The sequence below is a fragment of the Salinisphaera orenii subsp. halophila YIM 95161 genome (assembly GCF_003732545.1).
Lineage (GTDB): Bacteria > Pseudomonadota > Gammaproteobacteria > Nevskiales > Salinisphaeraceae > Salinisphaera > Salinisphaera orenii_A.
In genome coordinates, this window is the sequence record NZ_AYKF01000078.1 from 22,838 (window position 1) to 41,541 (window position 18,704).

The following is an 18,704-nucleotide window of genomic DNA, read 5'->3' on the forward strand; positions in this document are numbered from 1 at the left end:
CCGACCGTTTCCGCCGGCGCGGATTCGTGTGGGATTCTATCGCCGGACCACGGCCAGCAGCAGTGCGATCCAGCCGCCGATCAGCAGCGCGCCGCCGATCGGCGTGATCGCCCCCAGCCAGCGCATGCCGCTCAGTGCGAGTACGTAGAGACTCCCGGAGAAGACCAGCGTGCCGAGCGTGAAGCCGCCGATCGCGGTCGTCAGCGCGGTGCCGGCCAGGCCCTGACGCGCCAGGATGCCGGCGCCGAGCAGTGCCAGCGCGTGATAGAACTGATACTGCACCGCCGTATGCCAGATCGCCTGGAGATCGGCGGGCAGCCGAGAGGCCAGGGCGTGGGCACCGAAGGCACCGAACAGTACGCCGATCAGACCATAGAGACTGCCGGCGGCGAGGGCGAACTGGCTCATGCGGGAAACCGGTCGTCGGGGATATGGATGCGGCCGTGGGCATAGCACACGGCGTGCCCGCCCAGATGCACGCGGGCGCCGGCCAGGCGACAGGCCACGGTGCCGCCGCGGCGCGAGCGCTGGCGGCCGGCCAGCGTATCGCGACCCAGCACCTGCGCCCAGTAGGGCGCGAGCATGCAGTGCGCCGAGCCGGTGACCGCGTCTTCGTCGACGCCGTGGTGCGGGGCGAAGTAGCGCGAGACGAAATCGTGATCGGCGTCGTGGGCGGGCGCGGTCACGATCAGGCCGCGGTTGTCGCCGGCGGCATGGCGCGCCAGGGCGTCCAGATCGGGCCGGAGGGCGTCCACGGTGGCGGGGTCGTCGAACACGGCCATGTGGTTGGGGCCGACGCGCCAGGCCGAGGGCGTGGCCCCCAGGGCCGCGGTCAGCGCGGCCGGCGGCGCCGCGGCCTCGACGGGCTGCGCCGGGAAATCCAGCCAGAGCATGCCGTCGGCCATATCGACGCCGAGCCTGCCCGCCCGGCGCGTCGAGAAGGTCAGCGGCGGCGTGAAGCCGTCGCGGCAGCGAAGCAGAACATGGGCGCTGGCCAGTGTGGCGTGGCCGCAGAGCTCGACCTCGCAGGTGGGCGTGAACCAGCGCAGCTCGTGGACGGCGGCATCCTGCCCGTACGCCGGGCGCACGAAGGCGGTCTCGGCCAGATTGTGCTCAGCGGCGATCGCCGCCAGCGTGGCGTCGTCCGGCCAGGCGTCGAGCAGCACGACGGCCGCCGGGTTGCCTTCGAACACCCGTGTCGCGAAGGCGTCGATCTGATAGAAATCGAGGGCGCGCAGCGAATCGGCCATCATAAAACTGTCATGGTGCTGTCATGTCCTGTTGCTATCCACGAGGGCCGAGTTCGCGACCCTGACGACAAGGCGCCAGAATACCCCTATGACCGCGACCCGAAAATCCGAGCCCGACGCGGGCGGCACGCCGCGCCTCGATGCGCCCGAACTGTTCATCAACCGAGAGCTGTCGCTGCTGGAGTTCAATGAGCGGGTGCTGGCGCAGGCCCGCGACACGCGCGTGCCGCTGCTCGAGCGGCTGAAGTTCCTGTGCATCTCCTCGACCAACCTCGATGAATTCTTCGAGGTGCGGGTGGCGGGCCTCAAGCAGAAGGCCGAGCTCGTCAACACACCGACCGAGGCCGACAACCGCGCCCCGCGCGAGGTGCTGCGCGAGATCGGCGTGCGCGCGCACGAACTGGTCGACAAGCAGTACGCCACCCTCAACGACGAGCTGATCCCGGCGCTGGAGGCCGAGGGCATCCGTTTCCTGCGGCGTTCGGAGTGGAATCCGCGCCAGCGCGAATGGCTCGCCGAATACTTCGAGGAGGAGCTGCTGCCGGTGATCAGCCCGCTGGGGCTGGACCCCGCGCATCCGTTTCCGCGCATCCTCAACAAGTCGCTGAACTTCATCGTCGCGCTGGACGGCACCGACGCCTTCGGCCGCAAGATCGATTATGCGGTGGTGCAGGCCCCCCGGGCGCTGCCGCGCGTGATCCAGCTCCCGGCCGAGGCCACGGGCAGCGGCCCGCACGATTTCGTGTTCCTGTCGTCGATCATCCACGAACACGTCGTCGACCTGTTTCCGAGCATGGGCACGAAGGGCTGTTTTCAGTTCCGGGTCACGCGCAATTCCGACCTGTTCGTGGACGAGGAGGAGGTCGACGATCTGCTGCGCGCCGTCGAGGGCGAGCTGCCCTCGCGCCGCTACGGCGACTGCGTGCGCCTCGAGGTGGCCCACAACTGCCCGCAGTCGCTGTGCGACTATCTGATGGACCGGTTCCTGCTCACGCACGAGGATCTCTACCAGGTCGACGGGCCGGTCAACGTCAATCGCCTGATGGCGCTGCTGGAGACGATCGACCGTCCGGATCTCAAGTACCCGGCGTTCTCGCCGCGCCTGCCCAGCGAACTCGGCCCCAGCGGCGACCTGTTCGCCGAGATCCGGGCCGGCGACGTGCTGCTGCATCATCCCTTCGATTCGTTCCTGCCGGTGATCGACTTCGTGCGCCGGGCCGCGGCCGATTCCCGGGTGCTGGCGATCAAGCAGACGCTCTATCGCACCGGGCCCGATTCCGCGGTGGTGGATGCCCTGGTGGAGGCCGCCAAGGCCGGCAAGGAGGTCACCGTCGTGGTCGAGCTGCGCGCGCGCTTTGACGAGGCCGACAACATCGAACTCGCCAACCGGCTGCAGGCCGCCGGCGCGCACGTGGTCTACGGTGTGGTCGGCTACAAGACCCACGCCAAGATGACGTTGATCGTGCGCCGCGAGGCCGACGGTCTGCACAACTACATTCATCTGGGCACCGGCAACTACCACCCGAAGACCGCGCGACTGTACACCGACTACGGCCTGTTCTCCTGCGACCAGACGCTGGCCAACGACGTCCACGAGATGTTTCTGCAGCTGACCAGCCTGGGAAAGGTCTCCGGCCTGGAGCGCATCATCGACGCGCCGTTCCGGCTGCACTCGGCCATCCTCGAGAAGATCGAGCGCGAGGCTGCGCATGCCTGGGCGGGGCGTGGCGCGCGCATCATCGCCAAGATGAATTCGCTGGTGGAGACGCGGGTCATCCGCGCGCTGTACGCGGCCTCGCAGGCGGGGGTGGAGATCGATCTGATCGTGCGCGGCATCTGCTGCCTGCGTCCGGGTGTGGCGGGGGTGTCGGACAACATCCGCGTGCGTTCGATTGTCGGTCGCTTTCTCGAGCACACCCGCGTGTTCCATTTCGGCAACGACGATGCGCCCGAGGTGTATCTGGCGAGCGCGGACTGGATGGACCGCAACTTCTTCCGCCGGGTCGAAACCTGCTTTCCCGTGACCGCGGCGCCATTATATGATCGGGTGATGCGCGAGCTGGCGCTTTATCTCGCCGACGACAGCCAGGCCTGGATGCTGGCCAGCGACGGCCGCTATCACGCGGTCGAACCGGCGGGCGATGCGCCGGGTCTGTCGGTGCAGAAGCGCTTGATGGAGGGGCCGGGCTAGGCCGAACGCCGGCACGGGCGTGAACCCGCCGCCGTCGTTGCGGTCTGAAGCGCACATTGACGGGTTTTCGCCGGGCTGCCGGCTCATTCTCTCCAACCAGGGAAAGCACACATGAAACGATGGATGATGGCGCTGCTCGCGAGCGCGATGCTGCTCGGCACCACGCAGGCCGCGTTCGCTGCCACCGCGCAGGAAAACAAGCTCGACGATGCCACCACGGTGATCCGTCAGTTCGTCGACATACCGGAGAACGCCATTCCGCCGGCGCTGCTGCGTGAGGCCTACGGCATCGCCGTGATACCGAGCGTGCTGAAGGTCGGCTTCGTGGTCGGCGGCCGCCGCGGCAAGGGCGTGCTCTCGGTGCGAACGCAGGACGGCTCGTGGTCGAACCCGAGCTTCATCACGCTCACCGGCGGTTCGCTGGGCTGGCAGGCGGGTGCCTCCTCCTCGGACATCATTCTGGTGTTCAAGACCCAGCGCAGCGTCGACAAGATCGCCAACGGCCAGTTCAACCTGGGCGCGGACGCCACCGTGGCCGCGGGCCCGGTCGGGCGCAGCGTTGGCGCATCCACCGATCTGGGCTTTGACGCCGAAGTCTATTCCTACTCCCGTTCGCGGGGTCTGTTCGCCGGGGTGTCGATCGAAGGCGCCCGGCTGGGCATAGATCAGGACGCCAATTGGCTGTTCTACGATGAAGCGGGCATCGACGCCTACAACATTCTGCGCAGTTCCGACGAGGCCGGTTTGCCCGAGGCGGGCGAGCGCTTCGTCTATACGCTGGATCGTTACATGCCGGCCGCCGAGAACTATCGCGACAACGCCCCCACGGGCAATCCCGGCGGTGATGTCGGTAGCCGCAACCGCAGTGGCGATGCGAACGCGTCCAATCGTGAGAGCGACGAGTATGGCGGCCGCGGTCAGGCCACGCCTTACGAGGACGGCGGTGACGGCGTGACCGTCCAGCAGGGCAACTACGACGCCGCCGACAACGACGGCAACGGTGGTGCGCGGCAGCGCAGCAGCGACGGTGCCGACGGCGGCAGCGGCTATGGCAGCAGCGGCGACGGAGACTATTGAGGCTTCTGCTCAGTCGTCCGGGACGCTATGTCCTGATCATCGCCGGCGCGATACTCCTCGCGCCGGCGGTCCTCATACTGCTCATGCGCTGGGTCAATCCGCCGATCAGCGCGTACATGCTGCGCACCCACTGGCAGACCGGAGCTGACGGTCCGGCGATTCATCACCGCTGGACACCGCTGGACGATATCGCGCCCTGCATGCCGCTGGCTGCGGTGGCATCCGAGGATCAGACCTTTCCGGATCACCACGGTTTCGTCTGGTCGGCGATCACGGATGCCATCGCCGATAACGCCCGCGGCGGCAGCGTGCGCGGCGCGAGCACCATCAGTCAGCAGACGGCCAAGAACCTGTTTCTGTGGCCGGCCAAGAGCTATGTCCGCAAGGCCATCGAGGCGTATCTGACGGGCTGGCTCGAAGTGCTCTGGCCCAAGCGTCGCATCCTCGAGGTGTATCTCAACATCGCCCAGTTCGACGATCATGTCTTCGGCGTCGGCTCGGCGGCCCAGCGGCTGTTCGGCACCACCGCCGCGGGCCTGTCGCCGGACCAGTGCGCGGCGCTGGCCGCGGTTCTGCCCGCGCCGACCCGCTACAGCGCCACCGCCCCCGGACCACACGTGCGGGGCCGCAAGACCTGGATCGCCGGCCAGATGCGCCAGTTGGGCCGCGGCTATCTCGACGACGTGCTCACGCGCTGAGCCCGTGTCGGTCGTCGGTCGTGCACCGCGACCTGTGTATAATACACGCGCCTCGTCATCGGATTTCAACGAATCTACGCTAGTCTGGAGTCATGCTGAAGCGGAGTGAGTTCGAGCCGGCGTTCTGGTTGCGCAACCCCCACGCCCAGACCGTGTTCGCCTCCAAGCTGCGGCCTCAGCCGCCGCTTGCGGTCGAGCGCGAACGCATCGAGCTCGACGACGGCGACTTCCTTGATCTGTCCTGGCTGCCGGAGCGCGGGCTCGACGACGACGCGCCGATCGTGATCGTTCTGCACGGCCTGAACGGCTCGCTGGAATCCAAATACGCGCGCGGCCTGCTGCGCGAGGTCGACGCCCACAGCGCGCGGGGCGTGCTGATGCATTTTCGCGGCGCGGCCGAGCCCAACCGCCTGCCGCGCAGCTATCACTCCGGTGAGACGGGCGATTTCGGCACGGTGGTCGATCACATCCGGCGCCGCTATCCGCGGGCGCCGCTGGCGGGCGCGGGCTATTCGCTCGGCGGCAACGTGCTGCTCAAGTATCTGGGCGAGCGGGGCGGTGACGCGCCACTGACCTGCGCGACCGCGGTGTCGGTGCCCTATGATCTCAAGCGCTGCGCCGAGGCGATCCAGCAGGGACTCGCACGCATCTATCAGGCCCATCTCATCAACGGGCTCAAGGCCTCGTTCGAGGCCAAGTTCAGCATCATCGACCCGCCGGAGCCGTGGCCGGATCTGTCCCGCGTGCGCGACTTTCCGTCGTTCGACAACGTCGTGACCGCGCCGCTGAACGGTTTCGCCGACGCCGAGGACTACTACGCGCGGGCCAGCAGCGGGCCGTTTTTGGCCGATATCCGTGTGCCGACCCTGATCCTGCACGCCGAGGACGATCCCTTCATGGCCCCGGACATCATTCCGTCCGAGCGCGACCTGTCCTCTTCGACCCGCTTCGAGTTGTCGCGTCACGGTGGGCACGTCGGCTTCGTCGCCGGCGGGCGCTACGGCGAGCCCGTCTACTGGCTGGAGACGCGCATTCCCGCGTTCCTGCGGGAGGCGTTGCCCGGTTTCGAGCCGGCCGACTCGCCGGACGCGGCGCGCCAGGCCGGCTGAGGCCGCATCCGCCCGTGCTGTCGGTCATCGTGCCGGTCATCGATGAGGCCGGCGCGCTGCCGGGCCTGCTCGCCGATATCGCCGCGCAGCGCAGGGTCGCGCTCGAGGTCGTGCTGGTCGACGGCGGCTCGCGGGACGCGAGTCCGGATATCGCCCGCGCGGCCGGCGCCCGGGTGATCGAATCGCGCCCGGGCCGCGGCGCGCAGATGAACGCCGGCGCCGCGGCCGCGCTCGGCGACTGGCTGTGTTTCCTGCACGCCGACAGTCGCCTGACCCATCCGGCCCAGCTGGCGGACGCCCTCGCACGACTCGAGGCGTGCGACGACCAGCGCGTGGCCGGACACTTCCGGCTGCGATTCGTGCGCGCGCGAGCCGGCCGCGGCCTGTTCTATCGCTATCTCGAGGCCAAGACGGCGACCGGGCGGCGCCACACCATCAACGGCGATCAGGGGCTGATGCTGCGGCGGGCGTTCTTCGACGCGCTCGGCGGCTTCGACACGCGCCTGCCGTTTCTCGAGGATCAGCGCATGGCCGCCGCGATCCGGGCGCGGGGGTGCTGGTGTCTGCTCGAACACCCCCTGGCGACCTCCGCGCGTCGTTTCGAGGTCGAGGGCGCGTTCGCGCGCTATCTGCTCATGGCGCTGATCATGGCCATGCACCTCGCCGAGGTGTCGCTCTTCTTCGCTCGGGCGCCGCGGGTCTACGCCCGTCAGCCGGAGACGGGCCGGCTGCGGCTCATGCCTTATTTCCGGCTGCTGCGTACGCTGGCCCGGGAATGCGGTCCGCGCGCGACCGGGCGCGTCGCCTGGTGGGTCGCCGGGGTGGCGGTATCGCAGTCGTGGCAACTGTTCTTCGCGCTCGATGTCGGCCTCGAACAGGGGCTGGGCGTGTCGCGGCGGCCGGCCACCCGGCTGCACGATCGCCTGCTGCGGCCGGTGTTCCACAACTGCGTCGCCCGCGGCCTTGTGCTCGTGCTGGGTGCCGGCGTCGTGTTCGGACCGCTGCAACTCGGGTGCGCGCTCGCCGAACGCGCGAGGCGAGACGAGGCCCGGCCCGAGTAGCCGGCGACCGGCCCGGATTGGCACCGACGGGTCGAGCCGCTTAGACTTCGCGTGATGAAAGATGATGCGAATACCGGGGCGGCCGCCGCGCGACCGCCGGTCGAGGCCTATCAGCGCGCCTTCGAGGCGACGCTAGGGATACCGTTCACCACCGGCAACACGATCGAGCCGCTGATCAACGGCGTTCGCATCTTCCCGGCGATGATCGAAGCGATCGAGGGCGCCCGCGAGTCGATCGACTTCCTCACCTTCATCTACTGGCAGGGCGACGTCGCCGAACGCTTCGGCCATGCCCTGGCCGAGCGCGCCGCGGCGGGCGTGCGCGTGCGCGTGCTCCTGGACGCTTTCGGTGCGAACAGCATGCCCGGCGACGTGCTCGAGCGCATGCAGAACGCCGGCGCCGAGATCGCCTGGTTCCGCCAGCCCATGCGCTGGCGCTTCTGGCAGGCCGACAACCGCACCCATCGCAAGATTCTGCTGATCGACGGCGTGTTGGGCTTCACCGGGGGCGTGGGTATCGCCGCGGAATGGGACGGCGACGCGCGCAAGCCGGACGAATGGCGGGAGACGCATTTCCGCCTGACCGGGCCGGTGCTCGACGGCCTGCGCGGCGCCTTCGTGTCCAACTGGGTGGAAACGCGGCGTCCGGAATTCGAGGAGCGCTGGCAGATCCCGACGCCGCCCGCCGACGGCGACGCCCGCATGCAGGTGCTGCGGACCTCGGCGGCGGTCAACTACAGCGATATCGCCACGCTGTTCCGGCTGCTGATCCGCATGGCGCAGTACCGCCTGCGCGTGACCACGGGCTATTTCGTGCCCGACCCGATCACCGTGGACATGCTCTGCGAGGCGGCCGGGCGCGGTGTCGAGATCGATATCCTCATGCCCGGGCCGCACACCGACTCGCGTGTCGCCAAGATCGCCGGCGAGGACGCCTTCCGGCCCCTGCTGGAGGCCGGCGTCCGGCTCCACCGCTATCAGCCGACCATGTTGCACGCCAAGGTCACGTTGCTCGACGACGTGCTCGCCGTGATCGGTTCGGCCAACTTCAATCACCGCTCGATGGGCAAGGACGACGAGATCGCGGTGACGCTCGTCCACCAGCCGACGGTCGACAAACTGTCCGCGGATTTCGAGCAGGATCGCGAGCGCTGCGAGCTCGTGCGCGAGGGCCAGTGGAAAAAGCGCGGCATCTGGCAGCGGCTGCTCGAATATCTCAGCCGGCTGCTGCGCCCGCAGGCCTGAATCGACGATCGACCGGCGAGACTCGCGCGGGCGCGGCAGTCTTCGTCTTGCGACCGGCGGCGCCGCCCGGCGGAGGCCGCGCGCAGCCGCCGGCATCGACCGCCGCCCGAACGATTACGACGTCGCGCGTCGCAGCCGTTCCAGGCGCAGGCGGTGACGGTCGTCGAACAGCCGCCGGGCGCCGAGGGTGACCGCCGACAGGGTGCCGAAGCCGGTGCCGGCGGCGATCAGGAACATGATCAGGATCTGATATTTCACGGCCTCCCAGGGCGAGCTGCCGGCCAGTATCTGGCCGGTCATCATGCCCGGCAGACTGATGATGCCGGCCGCCGCCATGGCGTTGATCATGGGGATCATGCCGGCGCGCATCGCCTCGCGCCGGATATCGGCGACGGCCTGGCCGGCGGTCGCCCCGAGCGCCAGGCGCGCCTCGATCACCGCGGCCTCGCGCCAGGCGTTCTGGGTCAGCCGGTCCAGGGCCAGCGCGATGCCGGTCATGGTGTTGCCGAGCAGCATGCCCAGCAGCGGGATCGCGTACTGCGGCGTGTACCAGGGCTCGACGCGGATCACCACGACCAGCGTCAGCACGGTGGTCACGAAGGCCGACAAAAACATCGAGATCGTGCCCGCGGCAAAGCCGTAACCGCCGGTGAAGCGCCGCGTCTGGCGCGCGGCGGCCTCGCGGCCGGCGAGCAGCAGCATCGTCAGCGCGATCAGCGCGATCCAGACGAACGCACGCTCGGCGAACACGGCCTCGAGGATCAGGCCCACCAGGCACAGCTGTGCCGCGGTGCGGATCGCCGCGACGACCAGCGTCCGGGCCACCCCCAGGCGCAGCATCGCGGTGGTGACGGCGAGTGCGATCACGCCGATGGCGGCCAGCGCCAGATCCGCGAACGACAGCGAGATCAGTTGCATGTCGTGACCCGGCCGCGGCCATCCAGCGCGAGCTGGCGATGCGCCACGCGTCGGCGCTGGCCGGGGTCGTGGCTGACCCAGACACAGGCGGCGTCACGCTCGGCGCAGTAGTCGGCGACCAGCGCCTCGACTCGGGCGATGTTGTCGGCATCGAGATTGGCCGTCGGTTCGTCGAGCAGCAGCACCTGCGGCTGGCCGTCGAGCAGCCGCAGCAGGGCCAGACGCTGGCGCTGGCCGGAGGACAGCTGTGTCAACGGACGGTCGAGCATCGCGGTCTCGAGATCCAGCGCCGCCAGGCGGTCGTGGCCGGCCGGCGCATCGGGTGTGCGCAGATGATCGCGCGGAGTATCCGCCCACCAGGCGGGCTCGGCGGGCAGATAGGCGACGGCGCGCCGCCACGCGGGCGCGGCGAAAACCGCTGCCGGCCGGTCGTCGAGACGGCATTCGCCGCCGTGCGGGTCGAGATCGGCGATGGCCCGCAGCAGCCGGGTCTTGCCGGCCCCGGAGGGCCCCGACAGGGCCAGGCATTCGCCGGGCGCGATCGCGGCGTCGAGCGGGCCGATGCCGCCGATGCTCAGGCCGCGGAGGAGCAGCCGCGGTCGGGTCGAGGCCACCGCCGGGCGGGGCGGTCAGATGGCGTCGCGGTCGGTCTCGCCGGTGCGGATGCGCACGGCCTGCTCCAGCGTGTGCACGAAGATCTTGCCGTCGCCGATCTGGCCGGTCTTCGCCGATTCCACGATCGCCTCCACGACGGCGTCGACCCGGTCGTCCGGTACCGCGACCTCCAGCTTGACCTTGGGCAGGAAATCGACCGCGTATTCGGCGCCGCGGTAGAGCTCGGTGTGGCCTTTCTGGCGTCCGAATCCCTTGACCTCGGTCATGGTGGTCCCGTGCACGCCGACCTCGGCCAGCGCCTCGCGCACGTCGTCCAGTCGGAACGGCTTGATGACGGCGGTAACCATTTTCATGAGCTGGGCTCCATGGATTGTTGTCGCTCGGAGTCTAACACCCGCAAAGGGTTTCGCCGGCGGCGCCGTGTCGGCGACTCGAGCCGGTCGTCCGACGCGGGGGTGTCTGTGTGACGGCACACGAACGCGTCGGCACGGCCCCGCGTGGGCGCGGTGTCGGACCCGTGGAACGGGCTCTGTTGACCACCACGCGAAAGGGGCATGGGCAACGATCCGGGCGGAGGCGACGTCGGCGATGCGGTGCGGATGCAGCCGTGTCGGCCCCGGTGGCGGATCGTTCGGTCGGCGGCGGGACCGTGGTCGGCGCGGTACGGGGTGGGCGTGGCCGTGATCGCGGCGGTCGGCCGTGACGTGGCGTCGCTCGGTCCCCGATACCCGATCAGGTGCCCGATCATCGGGGCCGGCCTCCGTGCCGCGTCATGCCACCACGCCTGGGCGAGGCCACCCGACTCTCGGGCCGCATGGCAGCGTGGCCTTTTCATGGGCGGCACAAAAAAAGAGGCCCCGTTGCCGGGGCCTCCGAGTCACACCGATGGGGCGACGATCAGGCGCCGGAGCGGCGGCTGCCGCCGGAGGTGAACTCCGGATAGGCTTCCATGCCGCACTCGCCGAAGTCCACGCCCTCGACTTCCTCTTCCTCCGAGACGCGGATGCCGAACACGGCCTTGAGGATGCCCCAGACGATCAGGCTGGTCACGAACACCCAGACGAAGATGGTGAGCGCGCCGACGATCTGGCCGGTGAACGTGGCACCGGAATTGGTCAGCGGCACCACCAGCAGGCCGAGCAGGCCGCAGACGCCGTGAACCGAGATCGCGCCCACCGGATCGTCGATCTTGATCTTGTCGAAGAACACGATCGAGAAGACCACCAGGATGCCGCCCGCGGCACCGAACAGCGTGGCGATGAGCGGCGTCGGCGTGGAGGGCTCGGCGGTGATCACCACCAGGCCGGCCAGCGCGCCGTTGAGCGCCATGGTCAGGTCGCCCTTGCCGAACATGACGCGGGCCAGCAGCAGGGCGGAGACGAGGCCGCCTGCGGCCGCGGTGTTGGTATTGAGAAACACCATCGCGACCGAGTTGGCGCTGGCGATGTCGCCCAGCTTGAGCACCGAGCCGCCGTTGAAGCCGAACCAGCCCATCCAGAGGATCAGCGTGCCGAGCGCGGCCAGCGGCAGATTGGCGCCGGGGATGGCGCCGATGCTGCCATCCGGGCGGAACTTGCCTTTACGCGGGCCGAGCAGCAGGACGCCGGCCAGGGCCGCCGAGGCACCGGCCATATGCACGATGCCGGAGCCGGCGAAGTCGGAGAAGCCGAGATCGCCCAGGGTGTAGAGGCCGAACACGGCGTCGCCGTTCCAGGTCCAGGAGCCTTCCATCGGGTAGATGAAGCCGGTCATGACCACGGCGAAGGCCAGGAACGCCCACAGCTTCATGCGTTCGGCGACGGCACCGGAGACGACCGACATGGCGGTGGCCACGAACACGACCTGGAAGAAGAAGTCCGAGGCGTCGGCGTAGACCGAGCCGCCGTCGAAGCCGGCTTCCGCGGAGGCGGCGAGCGCGTCCTCGACCAGCGTCTCGCCGCCGGCGATGCCGTTCAGGAACAGGCCGCCGTCATACATGATCATGTAGCCGCAGACCATGTACATGATGCAGGAGATCGAATAGAGCGCGATGTTCTTGGTCAGGATCTCGGTGGTGTTCTTGGCACGCACCAGGCCGCCCTCCAGCATGGAGAAGCCGGCGGCCATCCACATGACCAGTGCCCCGCAGACCAAGAAGTAGAACGTATCGATTGCGTACTGCAATTCGAAGATATTGTTTTCCATAGCTTTGGTTATCCCTCGAAAAGTGTCGACCGGAAGTGGGCGACGCGCCTAGAGCGCGTCCTTGCCGGTCTCGCCGGTCCGAATGCGGATGGCCTGTTCCAGGTCGGTGACGAAGATCTTGCCGTCGCCGATCTTGCCGGTGTGGGCCGCCTTGGAGATCGCCTCCACGGCGGCTTCGAGGTTGGGTTCCTCGATCGCCACTTCGATCTTGACCTTGGGCAGGAAATCGACCACGTATTCCGCGCCGCGGTAGAGTTCGGTATGGCCCTTCTGCCGCCCGAAGCCCTTCACCTCCGTGACGGTGATGCCCTGCACCCCGACCTCGGACAGCGCCTCGCGGACCTCATCGAGCTTGAACGGCTTGATTACGGCTGCGATTAATTTCATTGACTAGCTCCTGTCATGCGTGATCAGCACCCCGGTGCCTCGCATTCAAGCATTCGGGACGTGCAAGCGAGAGATTGCGCCGGTCCTTAAGCACTCACCGTGCCAAGGCATACAAAACAGGAACTTAGCGTTTTTGCGCGGCGTGGCGTAGAGCGCCCGCGAAGCGCGTTCATGGTGCTGCACCAGAACGGTGCACATGACTTTTGCGTGATCGGCCCAGGGTCGGCATATTGGGCGTCTGAACCCGCGACATCCCGCAGGACATGGTCCGTTCGATCGAAGACATCGCCCAGCGTCTGGCCCAGGCGCTCCCGCCCCAGTTCGGCCCCGTGCGCGACGAGGTGCGCGCCAACTTCCGTGCCGTGCTGCAGAGTCAACTGTCGCGCCTCGACCTGGTGCCCCGGGAGGAGTTCGAGGCCACGCGCGAAATGCTGGCCCACACCCGGCGCAAGCTGGATGCGCTGGAGCGCGAGGTCGAAGCACTCGAGGCCGAACGCGGTCGCGGCTAGCCGGCGTGGCACTGGCCACGGTTCACAGCCGCGCGCAGGCGGGTCTGAGCGCGCCGGCGGTCGCCGTCGAGGTGGACCTCGCCGGCGGGCTGCCGGCACTGGCAATCGTTGGTCTGCCCGAGACCGAGGTCAAGGAAAGCAAGGACCGTGTCCGCGCCGCGATCAGCAACAGCGGCTATCAGTTCCCGACCCGCCGGATCACGGTCAATCTCGCGCCGGCCGATCTGCCCAAGGAGGGCGGGCGGTTCGATCTCGCCATCGCGCTCGGCATCCTGGCGGCCTCGGGTCAGATCCCCGCGGCGGCGCTGCCCGAGCATGAGTTTCTCGGCGAGCTGTCGCTGTCCGGGGCCCTGCGCGGGGTGCGCGGCGCGCTGCCGGCCGCACTCGCCTGCCAGACCGAAGGCCGTACGCTGGTCGCGCCCGAGATCAACGGCCCCGAGGCGGCCCTGGCCGGGGCCGAGCACGTGCGTGCCGCGGCCCATCTGGCCGACGTCACCGCCAGCCTCGCGGGTACGGAAACGCTCTGGCATCAGCCGGAAGTTCATGTCGCCGCCACGCCGGCGCCGGTGGCGGATCTGGCGGAGGTGCGTGGCCAGGCCCAGGCCAAGCGTGCCCTGGAGATCGCCGCCGCCGGCGGTCACTCGCTGCTGCTGATCGGCCCGCCCGGGGCCGGCAAGACGATGCTGGCCTCGCGACTGCCCGGTCTGCTGCCGGACATGAGCCCGGAGCTGGCGCTGCAGGTGGCGGCGGTGGCTTCGATCGCCACCGGCGGCTTTGATCCGGACCACTGGGGGCGGCGGCCGTTCCGGGCGCCGCATCACACCGCCTCCGGCGTGGCCCTGGTCGGCGGCGGGTCGACCCCGCGGCCCGGCGAGATCACGCTCGCCCACGGCGGCGTGCTGTTTCTCGACGAGCTGCCCGAGTTCGATCGGCGCGTGCTCGAAGTCCTGCGCGAGCCGCTCGAATCCGGCCATATCGTGATCTCGCGGGCGGCGCGTCAGGCCGAGTTCCCGGCGGCGTTCCAGCTGGTCGCCGCGATGAACCCCTGTCCCTGCGGTTATCTGGGCGATCCTTCCGGTCGCTGCCACTGCACCCCGGAACGCATCGAGCGCTATCGGGGGCGCATCTCCGGGCCGCTGCTCGATCGCATCGACATGCATCTGAACGTGGCGCCGGTCGAACATCGCGTGCTCACGGCCCCGACGTCGCCGGGCGAGCGCAGCGCGGACGTGCGGGCCCGCGTGGTCGCGGCCCGGGCCCGCGCGCAGGCCCGCGGCCATGCCGGCAACGCGGCTCTGTCAGCCGCCGATATCGACGCCCACTGTCCGCTCGAAAACAGTGCACGCACCATTCTGGATCAGTCGATCACCCGCCTGGGTCTGTCCGCGCGCGCCTACCACCGCATCCTGCGCGTGGCGCGCACGATCGCCGATCTGGCCGATGACCCCACGATCCGGCAGGCCCACGTGGCGGAAGCGATCGGTTTTCGTCAACTCGATCGCGGCGCCGCCGGCTGACGCGTCCCGGCGACGCGCTCGCCGGGTGGGCCGCGTCGCCGTCGGCCGTCCAGGCCACGCCTGACGTTGGCACGCCTCCTGCATCGAAAGCCCCGCCCCGGAATCGGACGCTTCGGATTCGGGTTTCTCGTGGACCACGGGATTAATTTGCATGGGAGCAAAATTTCGATGAAACAAAAACTTCTGATCGGCACGGCCGCCGCACTGATGGCCATGACCAGTGCCAGCGCGCTTGCCGAGGCGAGTGCCAACATCGCCTTCGCCACCGACTACCGGTTCCGCGGCATTTCCCAGACCGACAAGGACTTCGCCATCCAGGGCGGCTTCGACTACGCCTGGGATTCGGGGTTCTACATCGGCACCTGGGCCTCGAACGTGGACAATTTCTCGCCGGCGCCCGACGGGACCGGCGGCGCGCAGGCCGAGCTCGACTTCTACGGCGGCTATGCCGCCGAGCTGACCGACACGCTGTCGTTCGACATCAGCGCGCTGTACTACTACTACCCGGGTGCGAGCACGCAGAACGGTGCCGCGGACATCGACTATGTCGAATACGTGCCGAGCATCACCTACAGCGATGACAATCTCAGCGCCACGCTGAGCCTCGCCTACAGCGACGATTTCTACGCCGAGAGCGGCGATGCGCTCTACTACGGCGCGGACTTCGAGTTCCCGCTGGCGGAGTATCTGACGCTCGGCGCGCACGCGGGCTATCAGACGATCGACGACAACGAACAGTGGGGCACGCCGGACTACGCCGACTGGTCGATCTCGCTGGGCACCTCCATGTTCGGACTCGACTGGTCGGTGGCCTACATCGATACCGATCTGAACGAGAGCGAGTGCTTCGGCGGCTCCGATCTCTGCGATGCGACCGCGGTGGGTACCGTCAGCAAGTCGTTCTAGACCCCGATCGACGTGATCGCGTCAGGCCGGCTCTTCGGGGCCGGCTTTTTCGTGTCCGGCGGTCACGGCGGCGCTTGCCCGACCTGCTAGACTCCGTCGCCCATGGCCCAGCCCAAGCTCAATTCCCGTCAGGACGCCGCCGTGCGCTATCTCGACGGGCCGTTGCTGGTCCTCGCCGGCGCCGGCTCGGGCAAGACGGGTGTGATCACGCGCAAGATCGCGCATCTGATCGAGCGCGGCTACGCCGGCGACCGGATCGCGGCGGTGACCTTCACCAACAAGGCCGCGCGCGAGATGAAGCAGCGTGCGAGCCGGCTCATCGATGCCGAGGCCGCCCGGGGCCTGACGGTGAGCACCTTTCACAGCCTGGGCCTGCAGATGATCCGCGTCGAGCACGTGGCGCTCGGCTTCAAGCCGCGTTTTTCCATCTTCGATGCCGAGGATGCCGACAAGCTGCTGGCCGATCTGGTCGGACGCGACGTCGAGCAGCGCAAGCTGGCGCGCTTCACCATCAGCGGCTGGAAGTCCGCCCTCGTGGACCCGGAGACCGCCGCCGCGCAGGCGAGCGGACCGGAACAGGCGATCGCCCGGGCCTACGGCGAATACCAGCGCCGGCTCAAGGCCTACAACGCCGTCGATTTCGACGATCTGCTGGCGTTGCCGGTCCAGCTGCTGCGCACGGACGACGCCGCCCGGGAACGCTGGCAGAACCGGTTCCGCTACCTGCTGGTCGACGAATATCAGGACACCAACGCCGCGCAGTACGAGCTGCTGCGTCTGCTCACCGGCGTGCGCGCAGCGTTCACGGTCGTCGGCGACGACGATCAGTCGATCTACGCCTGGCGTGGGGCGCGCCCCGGCAACATCGCCGACCTGTCGCGTGACTTCCCGCATCTGAAGGTCATCAAGCTGGAACAGAACTACCGCTCGGTCGGGCACGTGCTGTCCGCGGCCAACCGGTTGATCGAATCCAACCAGCGCGCCTACGAGAAGACGCTCTGGAGCGCCATGGGGCCGGGTGATCGGGTGCGCGTGCTGGCCTGCGCGGACGAGGCCGGGGAGGCCGAGCGCGTGGTCAGCGAGATTTCGTCGCACCGGCTGCGCACCGGCAACCGCTACGGCGACTACGCCGTGCTCTATCGCGGCAACTTCCAGTCGCGTGCCTTCGAGAAGGCGCTGCGCGAGCGCGGCGTGCCGTATCGCGTGTCGGGTGGGCGCTCGTTCTTCGAGCGCAGCGAGATCCGCGATCTCGCTGCCTACCTGAAGCTGCTGGTCAACCCCGATGACGACGCCGCCTTCCTGCGGGTGATCAATCTGCCGCGGCGCGAGATCGGCCCGTCGACGCTGGAAGCGCTCGGCCGCTACGCCGGCGGCCGCCACCTGGGCCTGTTCGATGCCGCCCGGGGCATCGGTCTGGCCGGCGGGGTCGGCGAGCGCTCCGGTCGGCGGCTGGCCGAATTCGTGGACTGGGCGCGGGATCTGGCCATTGCCGGCGAATCCACCCCAGCGAAGACGCTGGTGACGACGCTGATCGCCGATATCGGCTATCGCGACTGGCTGCGCGATACCGCCGCTAACACCCGCGCGGCCCGCAAGCGGCTGGAGAACGTCGACGAGTTCCTCGGCTGGCTCGGCCATCTCGACGCCACCGCCGACGGCGAGGCGCGCGGACTGGACGAGGTCGTCCGCCGCCTGAGCCTGATGGACTTCGCCGCCCAGTCGGAAAAGGACAGCGAGAACCAGGTGCATCTGCTCACCCTGCACGCCGCCAAGGGGCTCGAGTTCGACCACGTCTTTCTCGCCGGCCTCGAGGAGGGTCTGCTGCCGCATCATGCCTGCATGGACGACGAGCGCATCGAAGAGGAACGGCGCCTGCTCTACGTCGGCATCACACGCGCACGCCGGACGCTGGCGTTGAGCTACGCGCGCCGGCGCCAGCGCGGGGGCGAGCAGACCGACACCACGCCGAGCCGCTTCCTTGAGGAGTTGCCGCGCGACGAGATCGAATGGCCGACCGAAGGCCGCCGCGGCCGGGCGGATCCGGCGCAGGGGCGCAGCCAGGTGGCGGCCCTGCGTGCCATGCTCGGCGAACAGGCCACCGCCGACGCATCATCGGACGAACCGGACACGGATCGCACCGCAGACTGAACGACGCCGTTCGCGGCGGTTCGCGCCCTCGCGTCGAGGCGCCGTCGGTTCATCCGTGCCGGAAGCGTCCACTAAAAAGCCGCCCGGCGGGCGGCTTTTCAAGCGGCGTTCGAACGTGGTGTCGACCGCCTAGGAGGCGCCGGCCTCGCTGAGGATGTAGTCCACGGCCTTGTGCATCTCGTCCTCGCTCAGGCTGGGGTCGCCGCCCTTGGCCGGCATGCCCTTGTAGCCCTCGATGGAACGCTTGTAGAGCGTGTCTTTGCCCTGTTCCGACAGGCGCTTCTCCCAGGCGCCGGTGTCGCTGACCTTGGGTGCACCGGCCGCGCCGGAGGTATGACACGCCGTGCAGACCTTGTCGAAGACTTCCTCGCCCGACATCGGCTCGCCGCCCTCGTCGCCGGAGGCCGCCATCTGGGTCGCGTCCGGATCGGTATTGACGGCATAGACCGGCTGCGTGCGCTCCTTCACGCGCGAGACCTGCTCGGGGCGCATTTCGTCGTTCGCGGTCATGCCGGTGATGATGTTGGCGCCGATGATCGCCAGCACGGTTATGGCAACCAACAGGCCAAGGACGATCATGAAGGTGCGAAAGAAAGTCTTGTCGTGATCGGCAGTCATAGGAAGGCTAGTGTCGGCGTGGTCGGATCGGGATTCGTAAGCAGCCGCGAGTATACCGGATTCCACTCCGTCGACGCGCGCCGAACGCCGGCCGCGATGGACGTGGCCCGCCCGTGGGCGTATCCTTGGCCGCGCCAAAGCGGCGCCCGTAGCTCAGCTGGATAGAGTGTCGGCCTCCGAAGCCGAAGGTCGCAGGTTCGAATCCTGCCGGGCGCACCACACAAAAACACCGGCCGCGAGCCGGTTTTTTTGTGTGGTTCATCGATATGTT

Annotated in this window: 18 protein-coding genes and 1 tRNA gene; 11 read left to right on the top strand and 8 right to left on the bottom strand. The window is 68.6% G+C overall.

The genetic code is table 11. The annotated features are described in order from the left end of the window. Window positions 1-36: 36 nt before the first annotated feature. Together SAHL_RS08695 and SAHL_RS08700 are read right to left on the bottom strand one after the other, a co-directional pair. A complete protein-coding gene (locus tag SAHL_RS08695) occupies window positions 37-408 on the bottom strand; it encodes a DUF423 domain-containing protein (RefSeq protein ID WP_123591025.1) in 372 nt (123 codons plus the stop codon). After that, window positions 405-1,250: a PhzF family phenazine biosynthesis protein gene (locus SAHL_RS08700; protein ID WP_123591026.1), complete on the bottom strand. Its 846-nt coding sequence runs from the start codon at window positions 1,248-1,250 to the stop codon at window positions 405-407. The genes SAHL_RS08695 and SAHL_RS08700 overlap by 4 nt, the downstream gene beginning before the upstream one ends. Before the next feature lie 88 nt (window positions 1,251-1,338). Between SAHL_RS08700 and ppk1 the strand changes: the two genes are divergently transcribed. From ppk1 to SAHL_RS08730, 6 genes are all read left to right on the top strand, one after another. After that, on the top strand, window positions 1,339-3,441 hold the full coding sequence (gene ppk1 / locus SAHL_RS08705) for a polyphosphate kinase 1 (protein WP_123591027.1): 2,103 nt from the start codon (window positions 1,339-1,341) through the stop codon (window positions 3,439-3,441). A gap of 111 nt (window positions 3,442-3,552) precedes the next feature. Next, window positions 3,553-4,518 carry a lipid-binding SYLF domain-containing protein gene (locus SAHL_RS08710; RefSeq protein WP_123591028.1) on the top strand — a complete coding sequence of 322 codons (966 nt, stop codon included), beginning with the start codon at window positions 3,553-3,555 and terminating at the stop codon, window positions 4,516-4,518. After that, window positions 4,515-5,216 (top strand): monofunctional biosynthetic peptidoglycan transglycosylase, encoded by a 702-nt coding sequence (mtgA, locus tag SAHL_RS08715; RefSeq protein WP_123591029.1) that lies wholly within the window; start codon window positions 4,515-4,517, stop codon window positions 5,214-5,216. The genes SAHL_RS08710 and mtgA overlap by 4 nt, the downstream gene beginning before the upstream one ends. 92 nt (window positions 5,217-5,308) lie before the next feature. Further along, entirely contained in the window at window positions 5,309-6,325 is a 1,017-nt protein-coding gene (locus SAHL_RS08720) for a hydrolase (protein WP_123591030.1), read from the top strand. A 14-nt stretch (window positions 6,326-6,339) separates the two neighbouring features. After that, a complete protein-coding gene (locus tag SAHL_RS08725; RefSeq protein ID WP_184947551.1) occupies window positions 6,340-7,386 on the top strand; it encodes a TIGR04283 family arsenosugar biosynthesis glycosyltransferase in 1,047 nt (348 codons plus the stop codon). A gap of 54 nt (window positions 7,387-7,440) precedes the next feature. Then, entirely contained in the window at window positions 7,441-8,631 is a 1,191-nt protein-coding gene (locus tag SAHL_RS08730; RefSeq protein WP_123591031.1) for a phospholipase D-like domain-containing protein, read from the top strand. A gap of 114 nt (window positions 8,632-8,745) precedes the next feature. Here the strand turns inward: SAHL_RS08730 and SAHL_RS08735 are convergent, their stop codons facing one another. From SAHL_RS08735 to glnK, 5 genes are all read right to left on the bottom strand, one after another. After that, the gene (locus SAHL_RS08735; RefSeq protein WP_123591032.1) at window positions 8,746-9,549 is read right to left on the bottom strand and encodes an ABC transporter permease; all 804 of its coding nucleotides are present in this window, start codon (window positions 9,547-9,549) and stop codon (window positions 8,746-8,748) included. After that, window positions 9,540-10,163, bottom strand: coding sequence for an ABC transporter ATP-binding protein (locus SAHL_RS08740; protein WP_123591033.1), 624 nt, complete (start codon window positions 10,161-10,163; stop codon window positions 9,540-9,542). The genes SAHL_RS08735 and SAHL_RS08740 overlap by 10 nt, the downstream gene beginning before the upstream one ends. Window positions 10,164-10,178: 15 nt before the next feature. Then, window positions 10,179-10,517 carry a P-II family nitrogen regulator gene (locus SAHL_RS08745; protein ID WP_123591034.1) on the bottom strand — a complete coding sequence of 113 codons (339 nt, stop codon included), beginning with the start codon at window positions 10,515-10,517 and terminating at the stop codon, window positions 10,179-10,181. Window positions 10,518-11,061: 544 nt separating this feature from the next. After that, entirely contained in the window at window positions 11,062-12,348 is a 1,287-nt protein-coding gene (locus tag SAHL_RS08750; protein WP_123591035.1) for an ammonium transporter, read from the bottom strand. Window positions 12,349-12,396: 48 nt separating this feature from the next. Beyond that, a complete protein-coding gene (gene glnK / locus SAHL_RS08755; RefSeq protein WP_123591036.1) occupies window positions 12,397-12,735 on the bottom strand; it encodes a P-II family nitrogen regulator in 339 nt (112 codons plus the stop codon). Window positions 12,736-12,998: 263 nt separating this feature from the next. On the opposite strand from glnK, the gene SAHL_RS08760 reads away from it, so the two are divergent. The 4 genes from SAHL_RS08760 (at window position 12,999) to SAHL_RS08775 (ending at window position 17,815) form a co-directional block, all read left to right on the top strand. Further along, window positions 12,999-13,244 carry an accessory factor UbiK family protein gene (locus SAHL_RS08760; protein WP_123591037.1) on the top strand — a complete coding sequence of 82 codons (246 nt, stop codon included), beginning with the start codon at window positions 12,999-13,001 and terminating at the stop codon, window positions 13,242-13,244. A gap of 5 nt (window positions 13,245-13,249) precedes the next feature. Continuing rightward, the gene (locus SAHL_RS08765) at window positions 13,250-14,761 is read left to right on the top strand and encodes a YifB family Mg chelatase-like AAA ATPase (RefSeq protein ID WP_123591038.1); all 1,512 of its coding nucleotides are present in this window, start codon (window positions 13,250-13,252) and stop codon (window positions 14,759-14,761) included. Window positions 14,762-14,929: 168 nt separating this feature from the next. Beyond that, window positions 14,930-15,667 carry a TorF family putative porin gene (locus SAHL_RS08770; protein ID WP_123591039.1) on the top strand — a complete coding sequence of 246 codons (738 nt, stop codon included), beginning with the start codon at window positions 14,930-14,932 and terminating at the stop codon, window positions 15,665-15,667. A gap of 102 nt (window positions 15,668-15,769) precedes the next feature. Further along, complete coding sequence (locus SAHL_RS08775; protein ID WP_123591040.1) at window positions 15,770-17,815, top strand: UvrD-helicase domain-containing protein; 2,046 nt, start codon at window positions 15,770-15,772, stop codon at window positions 17,813-17,815. A gap of 129 nt (window positions 17,816-17,944) precedes the next feature. Here the strand turns inward: SAHL_RS08775 and SAHL_RS08780 are convergent, their stop codons facing one another. Next, a complete protein-coding gene (locus SAHL_RS08780; RefSeq protein ID WP_123591041.1) occupies window positions 17,945-18,433 on the bottom strand; it encodes a c-type cytochrome in 489 nt (162 codons plus the stop codon). A gap of 142 nt (window positions 18,434-18,575) precedes the next feature. On the opposite strand from SAHL_RS08780, the gene SAHL_RS08785 reads away from it, so the two are divergent. Continuing rightward, window positions 18,576-18,652: transfer RNA gene (locus SAHL_RS08785), tRNA-Arg, on the top strand. Window positions 18,653-18,704 lie beyond the last annotated feature (52 nt).

Bases quoted from the DNA above. Each gene is read 5' to 3' on its own strand.
- SAHL_RS08735 (WP_123591032.1), bottom strand. From the start codon at position 9,549: ATGCAACTGATCTCGCTGTCGTTCGCGGATCTGGCGCTGGCCGCCATC.
- SAHL_RS08730 (WP_123591031.1), top strand. From the start codon at position 7,441: ATGAAAGATGATGCGAATACCGGGGCGGCCGCCGCGCGACCGCCGGTC.
- glnK (WP_123591036.1), bottom strand. From the start codon at position 12,735: ATGAAATTAATCGCAGCCGTAATCAAGCCGTTCAAGCTCGATGAGGTC.
- SAHL_RS08775 (WP_123591040.1), top strand. From the start codon at position 15,770: ATGGCCCAGCCCAAGCTCAATTCCCGTCAGGACGCCGCCGTGCGCTAT.
- SAHL_RS08700 (WP_123591026.1), bottom strand. From the start codon at position 1,250: ATGGCCGATTCGCTGCGCGCCCTCGATTTCTATCAGATCGACGCCTTC.
- SAHL_RS08710 (WP_123591028.1), top strand. From the start codon at position 3,553: ATGAAACGATGGATGATGGCGCTGCTCGCGAGCGCGATGCTGCTCGGC.
- SAHL_RS08745 (WP_123591034.1), bottom strand. From the start codon at position 10,517: ATGAAAATGGTTACCGCCGTCATCAAGCCGTTCCGACTGGACGACGTG.
- ppk1 (WP_123591027.1), top strand. From the start codon at position 1,339: ATGACCGCGACCCGAAAATCCGAGCCCGACGCGGGCGGCACGCCGCGC.
- SAHL_RS08720 (WP_123591030.1), top strand. From the start codon at position 5,309: ATGCTGAAGCGGAGTGAGTTCGAGCCGGCGTTCTGGTTGCGCAACCCC.
- SAHL_RS08760 (WP_123591037.1), top strand. From the start codon at position 12,999: ATGGTCCGTTCGATCGAAGACATCGCCCAGCGTCTGGCCCAGGCGCTC.
- SAHL_RS08750 (WP_123591035.1), bottom strand. From the start codon at position 12,348: ATGGAAAACAATATCTTCGAATTGCAGTACGCAATCGATACGTTCTAC.
- SAHL_RS08770 (WP_123591039.1), top strand. From the start codon at position 14,930: ATGAAACAAAAACTTCTGATCGGCACGGCCGCCGCACTGATGGCCATG.
- SAHL_RS08695 (WP_123591025.1), bottom strand. From the start codon at position 408: ATGAGCCAGTTCGCCCTCGCCGCCGGCAGTCTCTATGGTCTGATCGGC.
- SAHL_RS08780 (WP_123591041.1), bottom strand. From the start codon at position 18,433: ATGACTGCCGATCACGACAAGACTTTCTTTCGCACCTTCATGATCGTC.